Origin of the sequence: Methanoculleus sp. (assembly GCF_036677455.1) — an archaeon.
GTDB lineage: Archaea > Halobacteriota > Methanomicrobia > Methanomicrobiales > Methanoculleaceae > Methanoculleus.
Genome location: NZ_JAVBWL010000008.1, coordinates 28732 through 49041 on the forward strand (window position 1 = coordinate 28732; position 20310 = coordinate 49041).

General features: G+C 62.3%; 19 protein-coding genes. 12 read left to right on the forward strand and 7 right to left on the reverse strand.

Annotation, left to right across the window (positions count from 1 at the left end; translation table 11 throughout):
* Positions 1 to 7 precede the first annotated feature (7 nt).
* Together V6K60_RS02955 and V6K60_RS02960 are read left to right on the forward strand one after the other, a co-directional pair.
* Positions 8 to 856: a deoxyribonuclease IV gene (locus V6K60_RS02955; protein WP_332449023.1), complete on the forward strand. Its 849-nt coding sequence runs from the start codon at positions 8 to 10 to the stop codon at positions 854 to 856.
* Positions 857 to 1123: 267 nt separating this feature from the next.
* On the forward strand, positions 1124 to 4606 hold the full coding sequence (locus V6K60_RS02960) for a PKD domain-containing protein (RefSeq protein WP_332449024.1): 3483 nt from the start codon (positions 1124 to 1126) through the stop codon (positions 4604 to 4606).
* A 40-nt stretch (positions 4607 to 4646) separates the two neighbouring features.
* On the opposite strand, the gene V6K60_RS02965 is transcribed toward V6K60_RS02960, so the two are convergent.
* Positions 4647 to 5864: a hypothetical protein gene (locus V6K60_RS02965; RefSeq protein ID WP_332449025.1), complete on the reverse strand. Its 1218-nt coding sequence runs from the start codon at positions 5862 to 5864 to the stop codon at positions 4647 to 4649.
* A 113-nt stretch (positions 5865 to 5977) separates the two neighbouring features.
* Between V6K60_RS02965 and endA the strand changes: the two genes are divergently transcribed.
* The 4 genes from endA to pheT are packed head-to-tail and all read left to right on the forward strand — an operon-like array spanning position 5978 to position 11343.
* Positions 5978 to 6988, forward strand: coding sequence for a tRNA-intron lyase (endA, locus tag V6K60_RS02970; protein ID WP_332449026.1), 1011 nt, complete (start codon positions 5978 to 5980; stop codon positions 6986 to 6988).
* A 10-nt stretch (positions 6989 to 6998) separates the two neighbouring features.
* Complete coding sequence (locus tag V6K60_RS02975) at positions 6999 to 8255, forward strand: tryptophan--tRNA ligase (protein WP_332449027.1); 1257 nt, start codon at positions 6999 to 7001, stop codon at positions 8253 to 8255.
* Positions 8256 to 8258: 3 nt separating this feature from the next.
* Entirely contained in the window at positions 8259 to 9701 is a 1443-nt protein-coding gene (pheS, locus tag V6K60_RS02980) for a phenylalanine--tRNA ligase subunit alpha (protein ID WP_332449028.1), read from the forward strand.
* A gap of 1 nt (position 9702) precedes the next feature.
* Complete coding sequence (pheT, locus tag V6K60_RS02985; RefSeq protein WP_332449029.1) at positions 9703 to 11343, forward strand: phenylalanine--tRNA ligase subunit beta; 1641 nt, start codon at positions 9703 to 9705, stop codon at positions 11341 to 11343.
* Here the strand turns inward: pheT and hisF are convergent.
* Positions 11300 to 12106, reverse strand: a complete 807-nt coding sequence (hisF, locus tag V6K60_RS02990; RefSeq protein ID WP_332449030.1) for an imidazole glycerol phosphate synthase subunit HisF — start codon at positions 12104 to 12106, stop codon at positions 11300 to 11302. The genes pheT and hisF overlap by 44 nt on opposite strands.
* A gap of 136 nt (positions 12107 to 12242) precedes the next feature.
* Here hisF and V6K60_RS02995 point away from each other — a divergent pair, with 136 nt between their 5' ends.
* Entirely contained in the window at positions 12243 to 13469 is a 1227-nt protein-coding gene (locus tag V6K60_RS02995; protein ID WP_332449031.1) for an adenosylhomocysteinase, read from the forward strand.
* A gap of 70 nt (positions 13470 to 13539) precedes the next feature.
* Here the strand turns inward: V6K60_RS02995 and V6K60_RS03000 are convergent, their stop codons facing one another.
* The gene (locus V6K60_RS03000; protein ID WP_332449032.1) at positions 13540 to 13866 is read right to left on the reverse strand and encodes a hypothetical protein; all 327 of its coding nucleotides are present in this window, start codon (positions 13864 to 13866) and stop codon (positions 13540 to 13542) included.
* Between the two features lie 235 nt (positions 13867 to 14101).
* On the opposite strand from V6K60_RS03000, the gene V6K60_RS03005 reads away from it, so the two are divergent.
* Positions 14102 to 14383: a hypothetical protein gene (locus V6K60_RS03005; protein WP_332449033.1), complete on the forward strand. Its 282-nt coding sequence runs from the start codon at positions 14102 to 14104 to the stop codon at positions 14381 to 14383.
* 152 nt (positions 14384 to 14535) lie between these two features.
* Here V6K60_RS03005 and V6K60_RS12820 read toward each other — a convergent pair whose 3' ends face one another.
* Both V6K60_RS12820 and V6K60_RS03010 read right to left on the reverse strand, forming a co-directional pair.
* Positions 14536 to 14901 carry a transposase gene (locus V6K60_RS12820; RefSeq protein WP_442919545.1) on the reverse strand — a complete coding sequence of 122 codons (366 nt, stop codon included), beginning with the start codon at positions 14899 to 14901 and terminating at the stop codon, positions 14536 to 14538.
* Entirely contained in the window at positions 14847 to 15266 is a 420-nt protein-coding gene (locus V6K60_RS03010) for a transposase (protein WP_332449034.1), read from the reverse strand. The genes V6K60_RS12820 and V6K60_RS03010 overlap by 55 nt, the downstream gene beginning before the upstream one ends.
* 351 nt (positions 15267 to 15617) lie before the next feature.
* Here V6K60_RS03010 and modA point away from each other — a divergent pair, with 351 nt between their 5' ends.
* The 4 genes from modA (at position 15618) to V6K60_RS03030 (ending at position 18502) form a co-directional block, all read left to right on the forward strand.
* Complete coding sequence (gene modA, locus V6K60_RS03015; RefSeq protein WP_332449035.1) at positions 15618 to 16439, forward strand: molybdate ABC transporter substrate-binding protein; 822 nt, start codon at positions 15618 to 15620, stop codon at positions 16437 to 16439.
* Positions 16414 to 17256, forward strand: coding sequence for an ABC transporter permease (locus V6K60_RS03020; RefSeq protein WP_442919546.1), 843 nt, complete (start codon positions 16414 to 16416; stop codon positions 17254 to 17256). The genes modA and V6K60_RS03020 overlap by 26 nt, the downstream gene beginning before the upstream one ends.
* A complete protein-coding gene (locus V6K60_RS03025) occupies positions 17256 to 17966 on the forward strand; it encodes an ABC transporter ATP-binding protein (protein WP_332449037.1) in 711 nt (236 codons plus the stop codon). The genes V6K60_RS03020 and V6K60_RS03025 overlap by 1 nt, the downstream gene beginning before the upstream one ends.
* Positions 17967 to 18052: 86 nt before the next feature.
* A complete protein-coding gene (locus V6K60_RS03030) occupies positions 18053 to 18502 on the forward strand; it encodes a hypothetical protein (protein ID WP_332449038.1) in 450 nt (149 codons plus the stop codon).
* A 3-nt stretch (positions 18503 to 18505) separates the two neighbouring features.
* Here V6K60_RS03030 and V6K60_RS03035 read toward each other — a convergent pair whose 3' ends face one another.
* Together V6K60_RS03035 and nifB are read right to left on the reverse strand one after the other, a co-directional pair.
* Entirely contained in the window at positions 18506 to 19363 is an 858-nt protein-coding gene (locus V6K60_RS03035; RefSeq protein WP_332449039.1) for a DNA-3-methyladenine glycosylase family protein, read from the reverse strand.
* A gap of 30 nt (positions 19364 to 19393) precedes the next feature.
* Positions 19394 to 20308 (reverse strand): nitrogenase cofactor biosynthesis protein NifB, encoded by a 915-nt coding sequence (gene nifB, locus V6K60_RS03040; protein WP_332449040.1) that lies wholly within the window; start codon positions 20306 to 20308, stop codon positions 19394 to 19396.
* Positions 20309 to 20310 lie beyond the last annotated feature (2 nt).

Genomic DNA, 20310 nt, shown 5'->3' on the forward strand with positions numbered 1-20310 from the left:
TTACAGCATGGTGCGCGTGGGATGCCATGTCTCCATCGCCGGCTCAATCGACCTTGCGGTCGGCAGGGCTCATGATGCGGGGTGCGACACGTTTCAGATCTTCTCCCGGAACCCCCGGGGCTGGAAGGCAAAGGACCTCGATGCGGGCCCGACCGATGCGTTCAGGGCGGCGCTGCGTGCATCGGGGATCGGCCCGGTCGTCGACCACATGCCCTATCTCCCGAACCCGGCCTCGCCCGACGACGAGATCTACGAGAAATCGGTCGCGGCGCTCACCGGAGAACTCCAGCGGTGCGCTCTTCTCGGTATACCTTACCTCGTGACCCACCTCGGGCACCACCGCGGCGCCGGTATAGAAGCCGGGCAGGCACGGGTCATCACCGCCGTCAACCGGGCGCTCGCCGATGCCGGGGCTGACAGCGTGATGCTCCTTCTCGAGAACACCGCCGGGGAGAAGAACAGCGTGGGGACGACCGCCGCGGATCTCCGCCGGATCCTCGATGGCATCGAAGCGGGAGGGAGAGTCGGGATCTGTTTTGACACCTGCCATGCCTTCGCCGCCGGCTACGACCTCAGGACCGCGGAAGGGGTCGATGCGGTCTTCGGGGAACTCGATGACCGGCTCGGCCTCTCCCATCTCCGGGTCATCCACCTCAACGACTGCAAGGGCGCTCTCGGGAGCGGGCTTGACCGGCACGAGCACATCGGGCTCGGTTCTATCGGGGAGGAAGGCTTCCGGCATATCCTCCGCCACCCGACCGTCCGGAGCCTCCCCCTCATCTGTGAAACCCCGGTTGACGGAAGGCGGGACGATGGGGGGAACATCGCGAAGGTCAGGGAACTCGCGGGAGAGTGAGGTATTCTCCAGAGCCGGGCCCGGACAATATTCCCTCATTTTTATAAAAATGTCCGATGCTCTCTCCCGCAGCCGGGAGGCGTAGGGGATATATATTTATAGCCGGATCATGTCCTTCACGAACCCTTTATCCTGTGGAACCCGGTGATTCTCCGGCACCCTGCAGGACCTCAGTTTGCACGCCGGCGGGTCGATAGGAGTCTCCACCCGCCTGCAGGCACCATCGTGTGAGACGAAAGGGGGCGTTCTCATCGTGGTGATCGAAGAATGGCAGGACGTATAACGCTGATAGTAGTCTGCACCGTCGTTCTCGCCGGGCTGCTGGCCCCGCCCGTTCTGGCGGTGGAGGCGGCCCCGGGAGAGACGGTGTTTTATTGTACCGCTGGCGGATCACAGGAGCATCCGGATATCGATGGTGGTATGGTCGTATGGGAAGACGGTCGGGACGGGAAGTATATCTACCACTCAGGTAGCCCCGGCAGCGATGGCCTGAGGATCACCGACGGCTCCGCTGCACAGGCGTACCCATCTTTCTCGGGAGATTACATTGTCTGGGAGGACCGTCGGGATGGTGACTCGGAGATCTACTTCTTCTCCTCACAGGGGGGCGAGAAGCGGATCACCGACAGCACGACTGACCAGCTGAGGCCCGTCGTCTCCAGGGATCACATCATCTGGTATGACTCCCGGAAGGGAGAGGTCGATATCTGTCTCTACACCATCGGAACGGGTCAGGAGACCTACCTTGAATGCTCGCCGGTGACCCAGTGGAAGCCTGCGCTCTCGGAGAGGTATGTCGTCTGGGAGGAGAGCACCGGGGGCGGCGACATCTGGGCATTTGAGATCAAGACCGGTATCAAACGACAGATCACGGGAAACAGTGCCCGGCAGGCTTACCCGGCGATATCAGGAAGTCGAATCCTCTGGGAGGACTACCGGAATGGAAACCCAGATATCTACCTCTCCGATCTCGACAACCCGTCCGGCGGGGAAGAGAGGATCACCGACGATCCCGCCGGGCAGGTCTCCCCGGCGATCGATGGAGACCTCATCGCCTGGGAGGATAAACGGAGCGGGGTATGGAACATCTACATCTGCGATCTCGCTCTTGGCAAAGAGGTGCAGATGCCCCTGTATCCGTCCAGTACCGAGCAGATCTATCCGTCTGTCTCCGGCACTACGATCGTCTGGCAGAATGGCCGCGGTGAGAGTGCAGATATCTATGCCTTCACCTACAGCGCCGACGGAGTGCCGCCGGCGGCGGATTTCTCGCCGGATCCGGCCGTCGGCACGGCTCCGCTCACCGTCCGGTTCACTGATCGATCGACCGGCAACCCGGATGAGTGGGAGTGGGAGTTCGGCGACGGGGGGTCGTCGGTGGAGCAGAACCCGGAGTATACCTACACGGCAGCCGGTGAGTATACGGTCTTACTCACGGTGAGCAACCGGTTCGGGTCCGACACCGTCACGAAACTCGATCAGATCACCGTTATCGATCCCCCGGTAGCCTCATTTGAGGCCAATACCCGGAACGGGACCGCTCCCCTCACCGTCCGGTTCTCGGACTCCTCGACCGGCGATATCCAGACCTGGTCCTGGAAGTTCGGGGACGGCGGGACCTCCTCGGCTCAGAACCCGGAGCACACCTACACGGCAGCCGGCACCTACGCCGTCTTGCTTGAGGTCGAGAACGCGGCCGGGAGCGATACCGAGATGAAGGCCGGCTACATCACCGTGGTTGAGCAGCCGGTCGCGACATTCACCGCAAACCCGACGATGGGGATCGCCCCGCTCGTAGTCCAGTTTACGGATGCCTCGACCGGGGTCCCGGCATCCTGGTCCTGGAAGTTCGGTGACGGGGGCGTCTCTGCCGACCAGAACCCCGTGCATACCTACGGGAGTCCCGGGAACTATACCGTCACCCTCGCCGTCGCGAATCGTGCCGGAGAGAATACGACGACCCGCACTGGGTACGTAACTGTCGTTGAATCTCTGGCTGCCGGGTTCGAGGCGAACGCGACAGCGGGCAGGGCGCCGCTCACCGTCCAGTTCGCCGACCGGTCCGCCGGCACCCCGGAATCGTGGCGGTGGGATTTCGGCGATGGCGGTTCGTCGAGTGAGCAGAACCCAACCCATACCTATCGGAGCGCGGGCACCTACACCGTCAGGCTCACTGCCGCGAATGAACTCGACAGCGACATCCAGACGATGGATGGATACATCAGGGTCACTGCACCGCCGGAGGCCGGGTTCTCCGCGAACGTGACCGAAGGCAGGGCCCCGCTTGCGGTGAAGTTTTCGGATGCGTCGACAGGCGGCACGGAATTGTGGTCGTGGGATTTCGGTGACGGCGGGTCCTCGGCCGATCGAAACCCCGTGCACATATACCCGGCTCCCGGGACTTATACCGTCACCCTCGCCGTAACAAACGATGCGGGAGAGAACACAACGGTCAGAACTAACTACATCACGGTCCGTGAATCGCTGGCTGCCGGGTTCACCGCCAACGTGACCGTCGGGGCCGCCCCGCTCGCAGTCCAGTTTACGGATGCGTCGGTGGGAGAGCCCCGGTCATGGTCCTGGGACCTCGGCGGTAGCGGGACGTCAACCATCCCGGACCCGGTCCACGTGTTTGAGAAGCCCGGTAACTACACTGTCAGCCTGACGGTCGTCAACGGCAGTGATCGCTCAACGAAATTCCTGCCGATCCGTGCCTTCGGTCCGCCGACTGCAGGGTTCAGTGCCGCGCCCCTCAACGGAACGGCCCCCCTCAAGGTTGCGTTCACCGACACTTCCACCGGAGAACCATCTTCCTGGCTCTGGAGTTTCGGTGATACCAGGACCTCGACTGACCGGCACCCCTCGCACACCTACACCGTCGCCGGGAACTATACCGTCAACCTGACAGCAGGGAACGCTGCCGGGAAGGATACTGTGGTGAAGACCGGGTACGTCACGGTCCGCCCCGCCCCGGCCACCCCGGCTCCGACACAGACATCGGGTGGCGGCGGTGGTTCGAGTAGCGGTGGCGGCGGAGGGGGCGGGGGCGGTGGCGGCGGCCTGAAAAGCCCGGCCTGGAACACCCCGACCCCCACCCCGACCCCAACGACGAGCACGACGCCGATCGCGGCCCCCGGGGCTCGTCCCGGCCAGCTCACTCTCGGGGAGACCGGCCTCGTGGAAGACCTCGTCAGGATCGGCTCGCCCGACGGCGTCGCGAGCCTCGCCGTTGCGGAGGGTGTCAGGGCCGTTGATGCCGCCGGGACTCCGCTTCGCGCGGTGACCCTCGACGTGCTCGATCCAGCCGACGTGCCGGCGGTGCCCGGCGAGGGAACGTATGCGTTTGCCGGGTATGCCTGCACCCTCGGTCCGGAGGGCGCCGTCTTCTCACCGCCCGCGACCCTGGCGTTCAATCTCACCGGAGAGCAGTGGGATGACGCCTACAACAGCAGCGGGCAGATCGGACTCCAGGTGCAGTGGTACAACCGGTCGGCGAACGCCTGGGAAGAAGTCCCCACCACCGTCTCCCCGGAGACCCGGAGCGCCACGGCAGAAGTCTCGCACTTCAGCCTGTATGCGCTCTTTGTCGAGGCCTCCGGGGGCAGCGCAGCACAGGTGGTCGCAGACGGCGCTCAACCGCAGCCGGATACCGTGCAGGGTCTCCCGTATGCGCCCCTCGTCCCCGGTCTGCTTGCTCTCATCCTCGTGGGTGCGGGGGCGTTCCTCTATTTCCGGAAGGGGGAGCCCTGAAACAATTTTTGGTGATAAAAATAGGATTGCGAGATAGGGGTTATCTTCCCCGCTTCCTTCCCGCGATCATGAGAAGGAGGAACGCTGCCCCGGCCCCGATCGCACCGAATCCCGGTGTCGTCGGAGCAGCTCCCACCGGCTCCTCAAGGCCGGCCATCCAGGCGGCGCTGGTCTCGGGCGAGAGGAACCGAATACCCGCAAGGGTGTAGCCGCCGGGAGCATCGGTGGCCGCGTAGACCCCGGTCCCGGGGAACGTGGTGTTCCACTGGATGGTCCCGTCTCCGTCGGTCCCGAGGGCGAACCCCTCTCCGCTCCTCGCGTCCGTGCCTGCAATCATATACCCCCCGGAAGGCCGCAGGGTGACGGCGTATCCGGTGAGGCCTTCCATGTTCTTGAGCCAGACCTCCTCGCCCTGCGCGTCGACGAGGCCGTACCAGTAGTTCCCTGAGTAGACGAACTCGCCTTCATCGGTCTCTGCAATGTCCAGGATGGTCGGCGCCGAGTAATTGTTTCGCCAGAGCGTGTTGCCGTCGGCATCGAGACGGATGAGGAAGGCGTCCCCGATATCGTTGTTGAAGGGCGACTTCGTGCCCCCGAGGATGTAGCCTCCGTCGGCGGTCACGATCCCTGCGTTCGCTGCGGCGCTGGAGAATGTGCGGTTCCAGACGGGCGTGCCGTTGCTGTCGGTCTTCGTGACGACCGCCGTGGTATCATCCATCGACCCGGACTGGCTCCAGAGCCACCCGAAAGCGACGTATCCACCGTCGGCGGTCTCTGCAACGGACGAGACCTTCATCCCTGGCAGGACCTCTCGCCACTCCTCCTTTCCGGCGGCGTCGGTCCCGATAAGAACCGAGACACCCTGATAGATGGGGTTCTCACCAACCTCGGTTCTTGAGATGTTGTAACTCCCGATGATATACCCCCCTTCGGAGGTCTCAGCAACGGATGCCGGAGCCAGATCGGGGAATCTCGTGGTCCAGACCTCGTTTCCCTCTCCATCGGTCTTTACAAGCAGCAGGTCTTCCCTGCCCCCGTAGAGTTCCGTAAGGGCGGAACCGAGAGCGATATAGCCGCTGTCCGCGGTCGGCGCAACGGCATCGAACTTGTTGTTCTTCTCCGGCGAGAACGTCGTGTTCCAGGTGATCGAATCTGCGGCCTCTGCTGCAGTGACGGTCGCGACCGTCAGCACCGCCGCGATGAGCAGCGCAGCCACGAGTGTTCTGGAATACCGGGGGTATCGGTAACTTTTCGTCATGGAATCGATCATGGGTGCGGTGCGGCATGCAAAAAACGTAGTGGTCCATCGCCGCGGACGCGCTGGCAATTCATCAATCCATTAATGAACGTGAACTCCCTATAGTTGAGCACGTGTTAGCGATATTCGACGGAACCTGGGTGCGCCTCGGCGGTGAAGGACGCACGCTCTACGAACAGGGCGGCTACGGGAGGCTGGAGGGAACAGGTCTTCGCCTTGCCCCTGAAGAGGCGCTCTACCTCATGGAACGGAACAAGATCGACGTGAAGGATTTTGGGTTTGATGCCCTGCTCGGTCTCTTCGCCGGTCAGCCGAACTTCGTCCGCAGGTATCTCGTCTACCGCGACATCCGCGAGCGGGGGTACGTGGTTCAGCCCGGCCCCCAGGACTTCCGTGTCTTCCGCCGCGGTCACAAGCCCGGGGTCGGAAAGTCCCAGTACCTGATCCGGGTCCTCTCCGAGCGGGATCTCATCGACTTCGACCGGCTGAGCCAGGACGTGCTCACCGCGGTCAACATGCGCAAGCAGTACCTCCTCGCGGTCGTGGACGACGAGGACGAACTGACCTACTACGAAGTGCGGGTGCAGGACCCCCCCGGGGTCGGGGAGCCGGCAGGGTGTGCAACACCGGTGGAGGCGTCCCTCTTCGGAACCTACGCACTGGCTCACCTGCCCCCGGGGACTCCACTTGAAGAGGACTGGTATGGCAAACGGCTCGATCCCGAGCGGCTGCTCCTCCGCCCGGTCGAGTCGATCTATCTCATGCGCCAGGGGTGCCTCTCGGTCAGGCGGGACAGTGCACCGATGACCGCAGAGCAGTTCCTCGATGCGGTGGCGGAGAAGGACATTGAGATCCAGGAGAAAGAACGGGTCTTCTCCGACCTCAGACAGAAGGGCTACATTCCGAGGACCGGATATAAGTTTGGGCACCACTTCCGCGTTTACTCCGGTAAGAAGACCCATTCCGAGATGCTCGTCCACGCCGTCCCGTCCGGGACCTCCACCCCGATGAGCGGTGTCTCCCGCTCGGTCAGGCTTGCTCACAGCGTCAAAAAAAAGATGTTGTTTGCCTGCATATACAATACCGCTATCAAGTACGTCGAATTTGCCCGAATCAAACTGTGAGCGTCAACTCATGCAGTCCGGAATGAATCCGTGGTCGAGTAATCAGACCGTCGATGTAGATCGACTCTTTGCCGAGTTCGGCATCGAGCCTGTCGGTGAGGTCGCCCGAAGGCTTCCCGAGGTACCGCCGTTTATGCGCAGGGGTGTCGTCGTCGGACACCGGGATTACGGCCTGATCGTCGACGCCATCCGGAACCGCACACCGTTTCACGTGCTGACCGGGTTCATGCCCTCAGGCCTCCCGCACCTCGGGCACCTGATGGTGATGAAGGAGGTGGTCTGGCACGTCCAGCAGGGTGGGAACGGCTATGTGGCCGTCGCCGACCGGGAAGCGCATGCGGTCCGGGGCGTATCGTGGGAGAAGTGCCGCGAGTACGGAAAGGAGTATCTCAAGGCCCTCTACGCCCTCGGGTTTTGCGGCACGACCTACTACCAGAGCAGGAACGATCGCTTGAAGGACCTCGCGTTCGAGGCGGCCACGAAGGTGAACTTCTCGGACCTTGCGGCGATATACGGGTTCGGGCCGGAGACCTCGCTCTCGCATGCCATGAGCGTCGCTACCCAGGTGGCCGACATCCTCTATCCGCAGCTCGACGCCGGTCCTGCCCCTACGGTCGTCCCGGTCGGCCTTGACCAGGACCCGCATATCCGGCTCACCCGGGACGTGGCTTACAAACTCCGGATGTTCACGGTCGAGGACCGCGGCGACCACGTCAGCGTCCGTTCAAAGAACGCGCCGGAGGAGGCCATCGAAGCCGTACACCGCGCATTCTCGGGGTCAAAGAAGTATACTGGCCACGTTGATATCACCGGTTGCCCGATCGGCCAGGTCGAGGATGCCGTCAGGCGGATCGAGATCGCCCACGGGGGATTTGGGTTCTACCTGCCCTCGTCGACCTACCATATCTTCATGCCCGGGCTCCAGGGCGGGAAGATGTCGAGCAGCGTGCCCGATAGTTCGTTCGGGTTTTATGAATCCGAAAAGTCAGTCAAGAAGAAGGTCATGAGCGCGCTGACCGGCGGGCGGATGACGCTTGAGGAGCAGAGGCGTCTTGGAGGCGAGCCCGACGCCTGCTCGGTCTATCTCCTGAACCTCTTCCACATGCTCGATGACGATGTGGAACTTGCCGACCTGCGCCGTCGGTGCGAGAGCGGTGAACTCACCTGCGGGCAGTGCAAGAAAGAGACGTATGAGCGTGTGCAGGCGTTCCTCGCGGATCTGCGGGATAAGATGGATGCGGTCGAGCATCTTGCAGAGGAGGTGTGAAGAGTGGAACTGACGTTAAACGAGAAGAAACTCCTGGTTGCCTTAGAGGCGGTGGGGTCTGCCGACGCGGCCACCCTTGCGGAGAAGATGGATGCCCGCCGGGAGGCGGTGGTGCAGTATGCAAACCTCGCCGGCGATCGGGGGCTCGTGGACGTGGAGAAGCACGTCTCCCGGCGATATGTTCCGACCGAGGAGGGCCGGGCTTACGTCGGCAAGGGTCTCCCCGAGCGGCAGGTGCTCGAGAGTTTCGATGAGACCATCCCGATGCGGGACCTTCAGGCGCATCCGCTCGCAAAGATCGCGATCGGTTGGATGCGGAAGAAGGGCTGGATCGCCATCAATGGCGGGATCGTACAAAAGACCGGTAACGTCGTTCCGGGGCCCGACGAGGCCGCGTTTGCCCGGGTGGGCGAGAGCGGTTCGATCGAGGACGGCGAGGGGGTTCTCGACCTTCTCCGCCGCGGGCTCGTCGCGGAAGAGGAGACCGCCACCTACACCGTCTCGATCACGCCCCGGGGCCGGGAGATCCTTGTCGAAGGGCTCGACCTGCAGGAAGAGGTCGGCACGCTCACCCGGGACCAGATCCTCTCCGGTGCCAAAGACCTCCCCCTCCGGCGCTACGATGTCTCAAAACTCCCTAAGCGCGTCTACCCGGGAAAGATCCATCCCTACCAGCGCCTCATCGACGAGATGCGTCGTGTCCTCCTTGACATGGGATTCACGGAGATGGCCGGCGGGATCGTCCAGAGCTCGTTCTGGAACTTCGACGCTCTCTTCCAGCCTCAGGACCATCCGGCACGGGAGATGCAGGACACCTTCTTCCTCGGCGAGCGCTGGCCGCTTCCGAAGGGGTTCGAGCACGTCCGCGATATGCACGAGCACGGCGGCGGGACCTCTTCCACCGGGTGGGGAGGCACCTGGAGCGCCGCAAAGGCGGAGCAGTGCGTGCTCCGGACCCACACGACGAGCCTCTCCATCCAGCACCTCGCCACGCACCCCGAGCCCCCGGTGAGGGCGTTCTGCATCGGCAGGGTCTACCGTCGGGAGGCTATCGACCCCACCCACCTCGCTGAGTTCGAGCAGCTCGAAGGGATCGTCATGGATGAGGACGTCAACTTCCGCCACCTTCTCGGGTTCCTGAAGGAGTTTTACGCCAAGATGGGTTTTGAGAAGGTCAGGTTCCGGCCCGGCTACTTCCCCTACACCGAGCCGTCCGTGGAGCCCGAGGTCTACGTCGACGGGCTTGGCTGGGTGGAACTCGGCGGGGCAGGCATATTCCGGCAGGAAGTGACCGCGCCCTTCGGTGTCGAGCACCCCGTCCTCGCGTGGGGTCTCGGGATCAGCCGGGTGGCGATGCTCCGGCTCGGCCTCCGGGACCTCCGGCAGCTCTACAGAAGCGACGTCGAGTGGATCCGGGAGACACCCACCTACGGCGGGAGGCGGTGAGATGGCGATAATTACGTTACCCTACCGGTACCTTGAACGGCTTACCGGGACCGACCGGCAGACGATCATCGACCGCGTTCCGATGATCGGAGCCGATATCGAACGGATTGAGGAAGACCATGTGGACGTCGAGTTCTTCCCGGACCGACCGGACCTCTACTCGCCCGAGGGTGTCGCCCGGGCGATGCGCGGGTTCCTCGGCATCGAGGAGGGCCTCCCGGTCTACACCGTCCGCCCCTCCGGGATCACCTTCGCGGTCGATCCGGGCCTTGCCGATATCCGGCCGTGCCTGGGCTCAGCGGTCATCCGGAACGTCGACCTCGACGAGGAATCGATCGAGAGCCTGATGAGCCTCCAGGAGGCCCTCCACTGGGCGGTCGGGCGCGGTCGGGCCAAGGTGGCGATCGGCGTCCACGACCTCGACGCAGTCAGGCCACCCTTCCGCTACATCGCCTCCTCCCGTGACCGGTCCTTCGTCCCGCTGGACTTCGAGCGGGAGATGACCATGGAGGAGATCCTCACCGAGCACCCGAAGGGCCGGGACTACGCCCGCCTCGTAGAGGGTTTCCCCCGGTTCCCGCTGATCATCGATGCCGACGACCGGGTGCTCTCCTTCCCGCCCATCATCAACGGGGAGCTGACGAGGGTCACGACGGCGACGAAGAACATCCTGCTCGACTGCACCGGCACCGACGAGAGAGCGGTGATGACGGCAGTCAATATCATCTGCACGGCGCTCGCCGAGGCCGGGGCGACGATCGAGAGTGTCACCGTCAACGGGCGGGAGATGCCGACGCTTGCCCCCGCAGAGCGGGTCGTCTCGGTCGAGGAGTGTGTCTCTCTCCTTGGCCTCCCCCTCACGGGCGAGGAGATGGCGCGGCTCCTTCGCCGGATGCGGTTTGGTGCCGAACCCGATGGGGACTCCCGGGTCAGGGTCCTCGTTCCCTGTTACCGCTCGGACATCCTCCACGACTGGGACATCTTTGAGGACGTGGCCATCGCCTACGGTATCGAGAACTTCGATGCCGCCCTCCCGGCAACGCCCACGGTCGCAGAGGAGCACCCGATCACTGCCATAGCGGGAGCGGTCCGCTCGGTGATGATCGGCCTCGGGTACCTCGAGATGATGCCGTTCACTCTCTCAAATGATCGGGTGTTGTACGCGAACATGCAGCGGGAGCCCCTGCCCGGGACCCTCCGGCTGCTCCACCCGATCAGCGAGGAGCAGACGGTGGTCCGGACCGACCTGCTCCCCCTGCTCATGGAGATGCTTCTGGCGAATAAGCACCGTGAGCTCCCGCAACGGCTCTTTGCAGTGGGCGACGTGGTCGAAGACTGCGTTACCTACCAGAAGATCGCGGCAGTGAGCATTCACCCGGCGGCCGACTTCTCCGAGGCGTATGCGGTTGCAGACGTCTTCTGCCGGGAGTTCTCGCTCTCCTACACGGTCGTAGAATCGCCTGATCCGGCGTTCCTGGACGGTCGCCGCGGTGATATCGTCGTCGACGGGAACATTGTCGGGGTCTTCGGGGAGATCCACCCGGCCGTCCTGAACGCGTTCGACCTCGAGCACCCGGTCGCGGCGCTCGCGCTCGATCTTAGAGCCGTACCGGGATACCCCGTCCCGCCAGGTACTCTTTGACCTGGCGAACGGTGAACTCCCCGTAGTGGAAGACGCTTGCCGCGAGGCAGGCGTCGGCCTTTCCTTCTGTAAACCCGTCGTAGAAGTGCTCGAGCGTCCCCACGCCGCCGCTCGCGACCACCGGGATACCGACCGCTTCCGAGATCGCTCTGGTGATCGGGATATCAAACCCCTCCTTCGTCCCATCGGTCTCCATGCTGGTGAGCAGGATCTCGCCGGCTCCGCGTTCCTCGACCTCCCTTGCCCAGGCGACGGCGTCCAGCCCCGTCCCCCGGCTCCCGCCATGGGTCACGACCTCGTACCAGCATTCCTGATCGTCGGTGAGGGGGATCGGGGTCAATCCCTTCTCCATATCGTAGTTTCGGCGGACATCGACGGCAACGACGATGCACTGGTTGCCAAACCGTTCTGCGCCCTGCGAGATCAGTTTCGGGTCGGTGACGGCGCTTGAGTTGATGCTCACCTTGTCCGCACCCGCCCGGAGGATCTGTTTCATATCGTCGATCGTCCGGATGCCGCCGCCGACCGTGAGCGGGAGGAAGAGCTGGTCGGCCGCTCGCTGCACGACATCGATGATGGTGCCCCGGTTCTCCCTGGTGGCGGTGATATCGAGGAAGACCACCTCGTCTGCACCCTGTTCGTTGTAGCGCTGGGCGAGCTCCACGGGGTCGCCCGCATCGCGCAGCCCGACGAAGTGCGTGCCTTTGACTACCCGCCCATCCTTGAGGTCCAGGCAGGGGATGATCCGCTTGGTCAGAACCATGAGTAGTGGTTTTGGGCGGGAGGTGATGAGGGTTTCTCAGGGTCACACAATTTCCTTATGTTTAAGTGATCGCGGAAGATACCTTTACAGACAAACCGGAGGAATATCCGGGCAAAAAGCCGGTCAGGTGGTTTTGATGGAGTCTGGAGATCTCAAAATTGCGTGGGCGCGGCAGTATATGCCGGTCCTTGCTTCCATTCGGAAGCGGTTCGTCGAGGAGAAGCCTTTTACCGGCATGATTGTTGGTATGGCCCTGCATGTCGAGGCAAAGACCGCGGTGCTGGTCGAGACCCTCGCGGCAGGCGGTGCAGAGGTGCACATCACGGGGTGCAATCCCCTCTCGACCCAGGACGACGTCGCGGCGGCGCTCAACACCCGGGAAGGAATTCATTCCTATGCCCGGCGGGGGGCCGATGTTGAGGAGTACTACGCTGCCATCGACCGGGTGCTCGATGCCCGGCCTGCGATCACCATCGACGACGGCATGGACCTGATCTACCGCATCCACACCGAGCGGCAGGATGTGCTCGATGCCGTCATCGGCGGGTGCGAGGAGACCACAACCGGCATTCATCGGCTTCGCGCGATGGCCCGGGACGGCGCGCTCAAATTCCCGGTCATCGCCGTCAACGACACCCCGATGAAGCATTTCTTCGACAACGTCCACGGCACGGGGGAGAGTTCGCTTGCATCGATCATGATCACGACGAACGTGCTCATCGCCGGCAAAAAGTTCGTCGTCGCCGGTTACGGCTACTGCGGGCGGGGACTTGCACAGAAGGCCCGGAGCCTCGGGGCCCGCGTCATCGTGACCGAAGTGGATCCCCGGCGGGCGCTCCAGGCACATATGGACGGGTTCGACGTCATGACGATGGATGAGGCGGCACCGTCAGGCGACATCTTCGTCACCACCACCGGGAACGCGGACATCATTACGGGGCGGCACTTCCCGGTGATGAAGAACGGGGCCATCCTCGCCAACGCCGGCCACTTCAATGTCGAGATCGATGTCGAGTGGCTCGCATCGCACGCGGATTCCACTCTCCACCGGGACGGCATCGAGACCTACGTGCTCGGCGGGAAGTCCATCCACGTCCTTGCCGAGGGAAGACTCGTGAACCTCGCAACACCGAAGGGCATGGGCCACCCCGTTGAGGTGATGGACCTGAGTTTCGCCGTCCAGGCACTCTCCGCGGAGTTCATTGCGAAGCATGGCCGCGAGCTCGCACCGGGCGTCCACGACGTCCCGTCTGCTATCGATGAGGGAATAGCACGGCTGAAACTCTCCACACTCGGTATCTCGATCGACCGGCTGACGCCCGAGCAGGAGAAGTATATGGGCAGCTGGACGATCGGGACGTAGGTCGTCCCCCCTTTTTGTCCCGGTCCGGTGTGAACCCCGGGAGACGGCTCAGTCTGGAATGGCCGCGTCGTCACGACCTGGGGGCGTCCTCGCCGCCATCCGTCCGCACCATGAACCCGTGGCCGGACTTGCAGCATCGGTACTGTGTGTAGAGGCCACGCCCGGCGGCATCGACAACTCCGATACATTCTCCCGGAGACCCGCACCGGGGGCATCTCGGTTCGTCGAACCTCCGGCCGCATTGGAGGCACTGGTGAGCAGTGTGTATCTCCGGGCTGGCGGCAACGGCATCCTCGACGTGGTCCCGGCACCCGCAGAAGGGACAGGGAGCGCGTGTGCCGTCCCTGTTGTCATCCGGTGGGCAGGTGGCCGCCGGCCGCCGATCCGATCCGCGCATACAGAAATTTCTCCTGCTTTGCATGGAGTTTATTTCCTCAAATCGGGTCTCTTTCAGCATTTCATACTCCTATGTGGCGTATTCAGCAGGTCAAAACCGACTACCTGCCCTGTCGCATACATCGGTGTATACGCTACCGGAGGCTTAAAGATATCTATAGGTATCTCATGGTATCCTACCGGAAAAATAAAAACAATGTAATATAATCGTTCAAACGGAACCTCTGAATGGAATAATGGGTCTCTCCGACAGCGTCTCAAGCAAACAGGTGGGCGTACGACTGCCAGGTCACCTCTACCGGTGGCTGAAGGATAAAGTTGACAATGGCGAGTACTCGAATATGGCCCAGTCCGTCATCGGGGAGCTGACGAAGGTCAAGACGCTTGAAGAAGTTCGATGCCGGGAGACCACGTCATACGCTACTTACGAGGACGAACCTCTCTCCCGGATGGTGAACGAGCGTATTGAAGGGGTCCGCCGCGAGCTCCTTGATGAAGTGAAACGGCGGCGTACCTGACCTGCAATCATCCGCCTGCCGGTGAGGTCATCCCAATATTCTCGCGATCATGATGCTGCATACCAGGTGAATGAGTCCCATGAATGAGTGCTCGTACCGCTCGTATCGTGGGACAATCTTCTTAAATGCTTCAATCCAGCTGAAGAACTGTTCTACCGCACTGCACTTTCTTGTAGAGTTCCGGATCGAACCCGATTGGCCTTACCCGTTTTTGGATATTTCCGGGATCTTCGGTTGACCGGGATATTGCTCTTGATCCTTCGTTTCCGGTTGTATTGTCGGATTTCCCGGGCATCGTAGGCTGCATCTGCGGAGATGATTGCAGGGCGAACCTGCACCTCGGGAATCTCAGATGCTTCGAGGGTTGGCTCGTAGAACCGGGAATCATGGGTATTTGCCGGTGCAACCGTGCAGGCAAGCGGGAGGCCGTTCCGATCGACCAGAGCACTCAGCTTACTCCCGTTTACCTTTTTATAGCCATCATAGCCGGCCGATCCCCTTTTTGTATGGAAATGCAATTTCCATCCTGTATGCCTGTGCCCTCCAGGGGCTCATGAGGGTTTTTAGCCTTGATATCCCTGGTATCTGTCGCACAATGCAAGAGATCGATTTTCTTGATCTCGTATCCGGATCGGAGCAGGTCGAAGAAGATCACCTGGTACACGCCCTTCGCGCAGAGTTCGAGGTGGTACCGGTGAACCGTCGATTTGGTGCCGTATCTCGCCGGTACATCGAGCCAGGAGCAGCCGGTGGTCAGAACGTACAGGATGCCGTTGATCAGCCCGCGGGGATCACGCCGGGGTCGGCCAATGTGTGGCTTTGGTGGGGGGAGGTATTCCTGAACAATTTCCCGGAGATCATCGTCAATTTCCCGGAATACCATGATCCCCGGTTTTATCTAAAGAGTCTTATAATTATAGGATCACCTCGGTGTATCCTTCTGCGGTCGCACCCCTGTAAGGGGCATGCGAGGGAATCTTCTTACTCCGGGCCTATCGGCATGAAAAATCTTCTAGAATTTTCTTTTCACTCGTTCCAGCATCGTCTGCCTGCGGACCTGGCCTTCCGCCCGACTGATGCTCCACACTTCGCATCTCCGGTGGCGGAGCTCCGGAGACGCCGCATACTTTTTATAATCGTCGGGATGGTAAATCAAATATCGTTTATATGGGCTCCAAATCAGCTAAATTAAATATATCGTGCCGCAATTCTCTATGGGCAAGGTGTAAGTATTATGAAAGTATCACCCCGGGCAACCCTTGTTGCCGTATGTCTTCTGATGATTGCCGGTCTCCTGGTCGCGGGATGCACGACCACCGAGCAAGCACCCGAAACGACAACCCTGACCGTCTTTACGGCCGCATCGCTCACGGGAGCCTTCACGGATATCGGCAAGGCCTACGAGGCAGAGAACGAGAACGTCAAGGTCGACTTCATCTTCGACGGCTCACAGACCCTCCGCACCCAGATCGAACAGGGCGCGAACGCGGATATCTTCGTCTCCGCGAGCACAAAGCACATGAAGGCGCTCCAGGACGGCGGGTTCATGGAGAATAGCACCGTAACCCCGTTCCTCGGGAACAGCCTGGCCCTGATCGTCCCGGTCGATAACCCGGCAGGGATCACCAGTGTTGCCGACCTGAGCAAACCGGGCGTAAAGCTCGTCATCGGCACCAAGGATGTTCCCTTCGGTGACTATACCCGGCAGATGTTCGACAAGATGGTCGCCGATTCAGCCTATGGTCAGGCCTACAAGGACGCCATGATGGCTAACGTCGTCTCCGAGGAGACAGCGGTGAGCTCCGTGGTGCCCAAGCTGGCACTCGGTGAGGCGGATGCAGCGATCGTCTACAAGTCGGATGTCTCAAAAGACGACCTGACCAAAGTGACGCGGATCGAGATCCCGGCCGCATACAACGTCGTGGCCACCTATCCGCTCGGCATTCTTGCGGAGTCGCCGAGCAAGGCCGAAGCAGAATCGTTCATAGCATTCGTCCGGGGTCCGGACGGCAGCGCCATCCTGACGGAATATGGTTTTGACCCGATCCCAGCCTGAACGCGGGATATCCCTGTTCGGCAGCCGGACGGTATTGAGGAGGGCGGTTCTCACCCTTCTCACCGCCGTCCTTCTTGCGCTCTTCCTCCTCTTCATCACCCTGCCGGTAGCCTCGCTCTTCCTGCGCATATCGCCGGAGGCATTCCTCAGCTCGCTCACCGAACCGGTGGTGCTCGATGCGCTTTATCTCTCCTTCGTCACCGCGACGGTGAGCACGATGATCGTCGTCCTCTTCGGGACGCCGCTTGCCCTGGTGAACGCCCGGCGCGACTACCGGGGCAGGGAACTCGTCGACACCCTCACCGATCTTCCCATCGTCCTCCCGCCGGCGGTGGCGGGTCTCGCGCTGCTGATGGCCTTCGGCCGCCGGGGCGTGATCGGGCAGTACCTCGATATCTTTGGCATCCAGATCGGTTTCACCACGGTCGCAGTGGTCATGGCCCAGGTCTTTGTCGCCTCGCCGTTCTACATCAGGCAGGCGCGGGCGAGTTTCGAGGCGGTCGACCGCCTCTACGAGGATGCGGCGCGGACGCTCGGGGCCTCTCCCGGGACCATCGCTCTCCGAATCACCATCCCGCTTGCATGGGGCGGACTCGTCTCCGGGGCGATCCTCTCGTTTGCCCGGGCGCTCGGGGAGTTCGGTGCCACGATCATGTTTGCCGGGAACTTTCAGGGCAAAACCCAGACGATGCCGCTTGCGATCTACACGACCATGCAGGGAGATATGAACGCCGCGATCAGCCTCTCCATCATCCTTGTCGTGATATCGTTTGCCGTGATCTCTGCCGTGAAGATCGTCACCCGGAGGAAGTACTGATGCTCTCCGTCCATGCCGTCCGAGATCTGCGAGATTTCGTCCTCGACGTCACGCTCTCGGTCCGGTCCGGCGAGACCCTCGTCCTCATCGGTGAGAACGGGTCGGGCAAATCCACGGTGCTGAACCTGATCTCCGGCATCCTCACTCCTGACTGCGGTGAGATCGTCCTCGGGGACCGGACGCTCTTCTCTTCCGGGGAGCGGATCGATATTCCTCCCGAAAGCCGGAACATCGGCCACCTCTTCCAGTCCTATGCTCTCTTCCCACACATGACTGTCTCTGAGAACGTGGCGTTCGGCCTCCGGTGTCGGAAGGTTCCGAAAGCCGAGATAGCCGATGCCGTGGCGGAACAGCTCGCGGCGATGCACCTCTCCGACCTCGCGGACGTCAACGTCGGCCGGCTCTCGGGAGGCCAGCGACAACGGGTGGGCCTCGCGCGGGCGCTGGTGCTCGACCCGGACCTCCTCCTCCTCGACGAACCGCTTGCGGCCGTCGATATGCGGGCTCAGGGAGCGATGCGGAGCGAACTGTGCGACCGGATAAAGGACGCTGGCATCCCCTGCATCGTCGTCACCCACAACCTCCGCGACGCCCTCGAACTCGGCGACCGGCTTTGCCTCCTCGAAGATGGGCGGGTGGTTGCCGATGGGGTGCCGGCGGAGGTGCTCTCGATGCGGGAGAATGGATTCATCGCGAGTTTTGCCAGGTAAGGCCCCGCAACGGCTTTATGCCCCCTCTCCCCATCACAGATCATGGCAGGGGGCCGCCGGGGCTCCCGCCCCTCCGGGAAACGATCATGAAGATGGAGACGGTGCTGATCCTCGCCCTCCTCACGGTTGCCGCACTTCTGCCGGGAACGGCCGCAGGGGAGACCCCCATCGAGTGCCCCTTCGACGAGGCGCACGCGGAGGTATACGAGCAGATGCTCGCGGAGAATGCATCTGTGGGTGAGTACTATGAGCGGGTCTGCCCTGAGTTCCTGGAGAGCATGCCCCCGGAGACGAGGGCGCACCTCTACAATACAGCGCTGGACGGGTACCACCGGGACCTCGCCTCCGAGAGGGTGGTGTTCGTGCCCCCGGAAAAGCAGGTCGCAATTGGTATGGCCTCCGCCGGGCTCGGGATCTGTGGGGTGCCCGTCCTCCTCTACACCGTCGGGATCCTGACTCTCTTCAGCCTCGTCATCCTTGCCCTGCTCGCGGCGGTCGCTCTCGTCCTGGAGCGGGTCCTTAAGAAGAAGGAGTGAACCTCACCCCGCCCGGCTCGCCGGGCCCCGTGCGCAGTAGAGGTACTCCTGCGCGTATCCCGCGTACTCCCCGAAGTAGCCTCGGGCGAACCGCCGGATCCGCTCGTACTCCGCCGGGGTGCACCCCTTCCCGGCAAGGTCAGGGAGGTATGTCTCCGCCATGATCCGGTGTATCCAGACGTCGACCGGGAACGCCTCGAAGAACCCGAACGCAAAGAGCAGCACGCAATCCGCTGCTTTCGGCCCGACGCCCTTAAACCCCATCAGCGCCTGCCGTGCCTCCTCGAAGGGAAGGGCGGCGACCCGTTCTGCCCAATCCGGGTGCTCGCTTGCGAATGCGGCAACTTTACGGACATAATCCGTCCGGTAACCGAGTTTGCAGTCCCACAGGTCTGACCGGGAGACCCCCGCGAGCGCTCCTGACTCCGGGAACGTGTACGCCGTGCCGAAGGGTCCGTCTATCGCCCTCCCATAGCGCTCCGCCATCAGCGCGACCCGCCGCTTCACCGCCGGGATGTTCGTGTTCGTGGCGCAGAGGTACGAGACCAGACACTCCCACGGCTGCTGCCTGACAAGCCGGAGGCCGCGGCACTCCCTGATCGCGGCACTGATCGCCGGGTCGCGGTCGATCGACGAGAGGATCGTCGGTAGATCCTGGCCGAGCTGGAAGTAGTCGCGGACGAACTCCTCATCCGCTCCCTCAAACACGAGAAGATACCCATCCTGCCGTATCCGGACGGCCCGGCCTTCGGCGACGCCCTGCCACCACCCATCCACCTTCTCCCAGCGGAAGGCCTGCCCGCAGGAGAGCGTCCGGTCGAGGTCGAACGGCTGGTTGGCTTGAAGGATGATCGTTGTCATGGCCGGTCAGCCCGGCGGGTGAAAAAGAGGTTATTCTTTCTTCTCATCCTTCATCTGCTGATAGACGCAGGACTGGATATCCTGGCCGAGTTTCCCGATAGCGTCCGCACGACAGCGCGCGCAGTGGCGCATCTGCTTGATGAACGGGGCGCACCGGTCCTGCATCTCCCGTTTCTCCGCCGGGGTGGGCGGGGTTATCCCGGCGAACTTGTACTGCGGGATGATGGGGATGACGTTGAAGGTGAACGCTCCCATCTCACCGACCTTCTTTGCGATCTCGGGGATATGCTCATCGTTGATCCCGGGGATGTAGACGGTATTAATCTTGACGAACATCTTCTTTGCAACCGCCATCTCGATCCCTTTCATCTGCTGGGAGAGGAGGAGCTCCGCGCCTTCACGCCCGTGGTATTTCTTCCCGTTGTACTCGACCCAGGAGTAGATCTTCTCGCCGATCGCAGGGTCGATGGCGTTGAGCGTGACCGTGACGTTCCCGACATCGTACTTTGCCAGTTCCTCGATCGACTCCGGGAGCATAAGACCGTTCGTGCTGATGCACATGATCAGTTGCGGGAACGCCTCGTGGACCAGCCTGAGCGCCTCAAACGTCTCGGGGTTTGCGAGCGGCTCACCCGGTCCCGCGATGCCGATCACCTTCACGTAGGGGTGCTCCTGCATGACCTTCCGGACAAGGTCGAGCGCCTCCTCCGGCGGGAGGACCCTGCTCGTCACCCCCGGCCGGCTCTCGTTCACGCAGTCGAAGTCCCGCACGCAGTAGTTGCACTGGATGTTGCACTTTGGAGCGACGGGGAGGTGACATCGCCCAAAAGAGTGACACGCTTTGTCAGAATAGCAAGGATGTTCGCTGATCTTGCGCAGTTGCTCTGGATCGTAGGGGACCTCCCTGCCCTGGACCGTCGCGGTCCGATACGATTCATCGGCCATAT

Bases quoted from the DNA above. Each gene is read 5' to 3' on its own strand.
- V6K60_RS02955 (WP_332449023.1), top strand. From the start codon at position 8: ATGGTGCGCGTGGGATGCCATGTCTCCATCGCCGGCTCAATCGACCTT.
- V6K60_RS02960 (WP_332449024.1), top strand. From the start codon at position 1,124: ATGGCAGGACGTATAACGCTGATAGTAGTCTGCACCGTCGTTCTCGCC.
- V6K60_RS02965 (WP_332449025.1), bottom strand. From the start codon at position 5,864: ATGACGAAAAGTTACCGATACCCCCGGTATTCCAGAACACTCGTGGCT.
- V6K60_RS02975 (WP_332449027.1), top strand. From the start codon at position 6,999: ATGCAGTCCGGAATGAATCCGTGGTCGAGTAATCAGACCGTCGATGTA.
- pheT (WP_332449029.1), top strand. From the start codon at position 9,703: ATGGCGATAATTACGTTACCCTACCGGTACCTTGAACGGCTTACCGGG.
- hisF (WP_332449030.1), bottom strand. From the start codon at position 12,106: ATGGTTCTGACCAAGCGGATCATCCCCTGCCTGGACCTCAAGGATGGG.
- V6K60_RS02995 (WP_332449031.1), top strand. From the start codon at position 12,243: ATGGAGTCTGGAGATCTCAAAATTGCGTGGGCGCGGCAGTATATGCCG.
- V6K60_RS03000 (WP_332449032.1), bottom strand. From the start codon at position 13,866: ATGCGCGGATCGGATCGGCGGCCGGCGGCCACCTGCCCACCGGATGAC.
- V6K60_RS03005 (WP_332449033.1), top strand. From the start codon at position 14,102: ATGGGTCTCTCCGACAGCGTCTCAAGCAAACAGGTGGGCGTACGACTG.
- V6K60_RS03010 (WP_332449034.1), bottom strand. From the start codon at position 15,266: ATGGTATTCCGGGAAATTGACGATGATCTCCGGGAAATTGTTCAGGAA.
- modA (WP_332449035.1), top strand. From the start codon at position 15,618: ATGAAAGTATCACCCCGGGCAACCCTTGTTGCCGTATGTCTTCTGATG.
- V6K60_RS03020 (WP_442919546.1), top strand. From the start codon at position 16,414: ATGGTTTTGACCCGATCCCAGCCTGAACGCGGGATATCCCTGTTCGGC.
- V6K60_RS03025 (WP_332449037.1), top strand. From the start codon at position 17,256: ATGCTCTCCGTCCATGCCGTCCGAGATCTGCGAGATTTCGTCCTCGAC.
- V6K60_RS03030 (WP_332449038.1), top strand. From the start codon at position 18,053: ATGAAGATGGAGACGGTGCTGATCCTCGCCCTCCTCACGGTTGCCGCA.
- V6K60_RS03035 (WP_332449039.1), bottom strand. From the start codon at position 19,363: ATGACAACGATCATCCTTCAAGCCAACCAGCCGTTCGACCTCGACCGG.
- nifB (WP_332449040.1), bottom strand. From the start codon at position 20,308: ATGGCCGATGAATCGTATCGGACCGCGACGGTCCAGGGCAGGGAGGTC.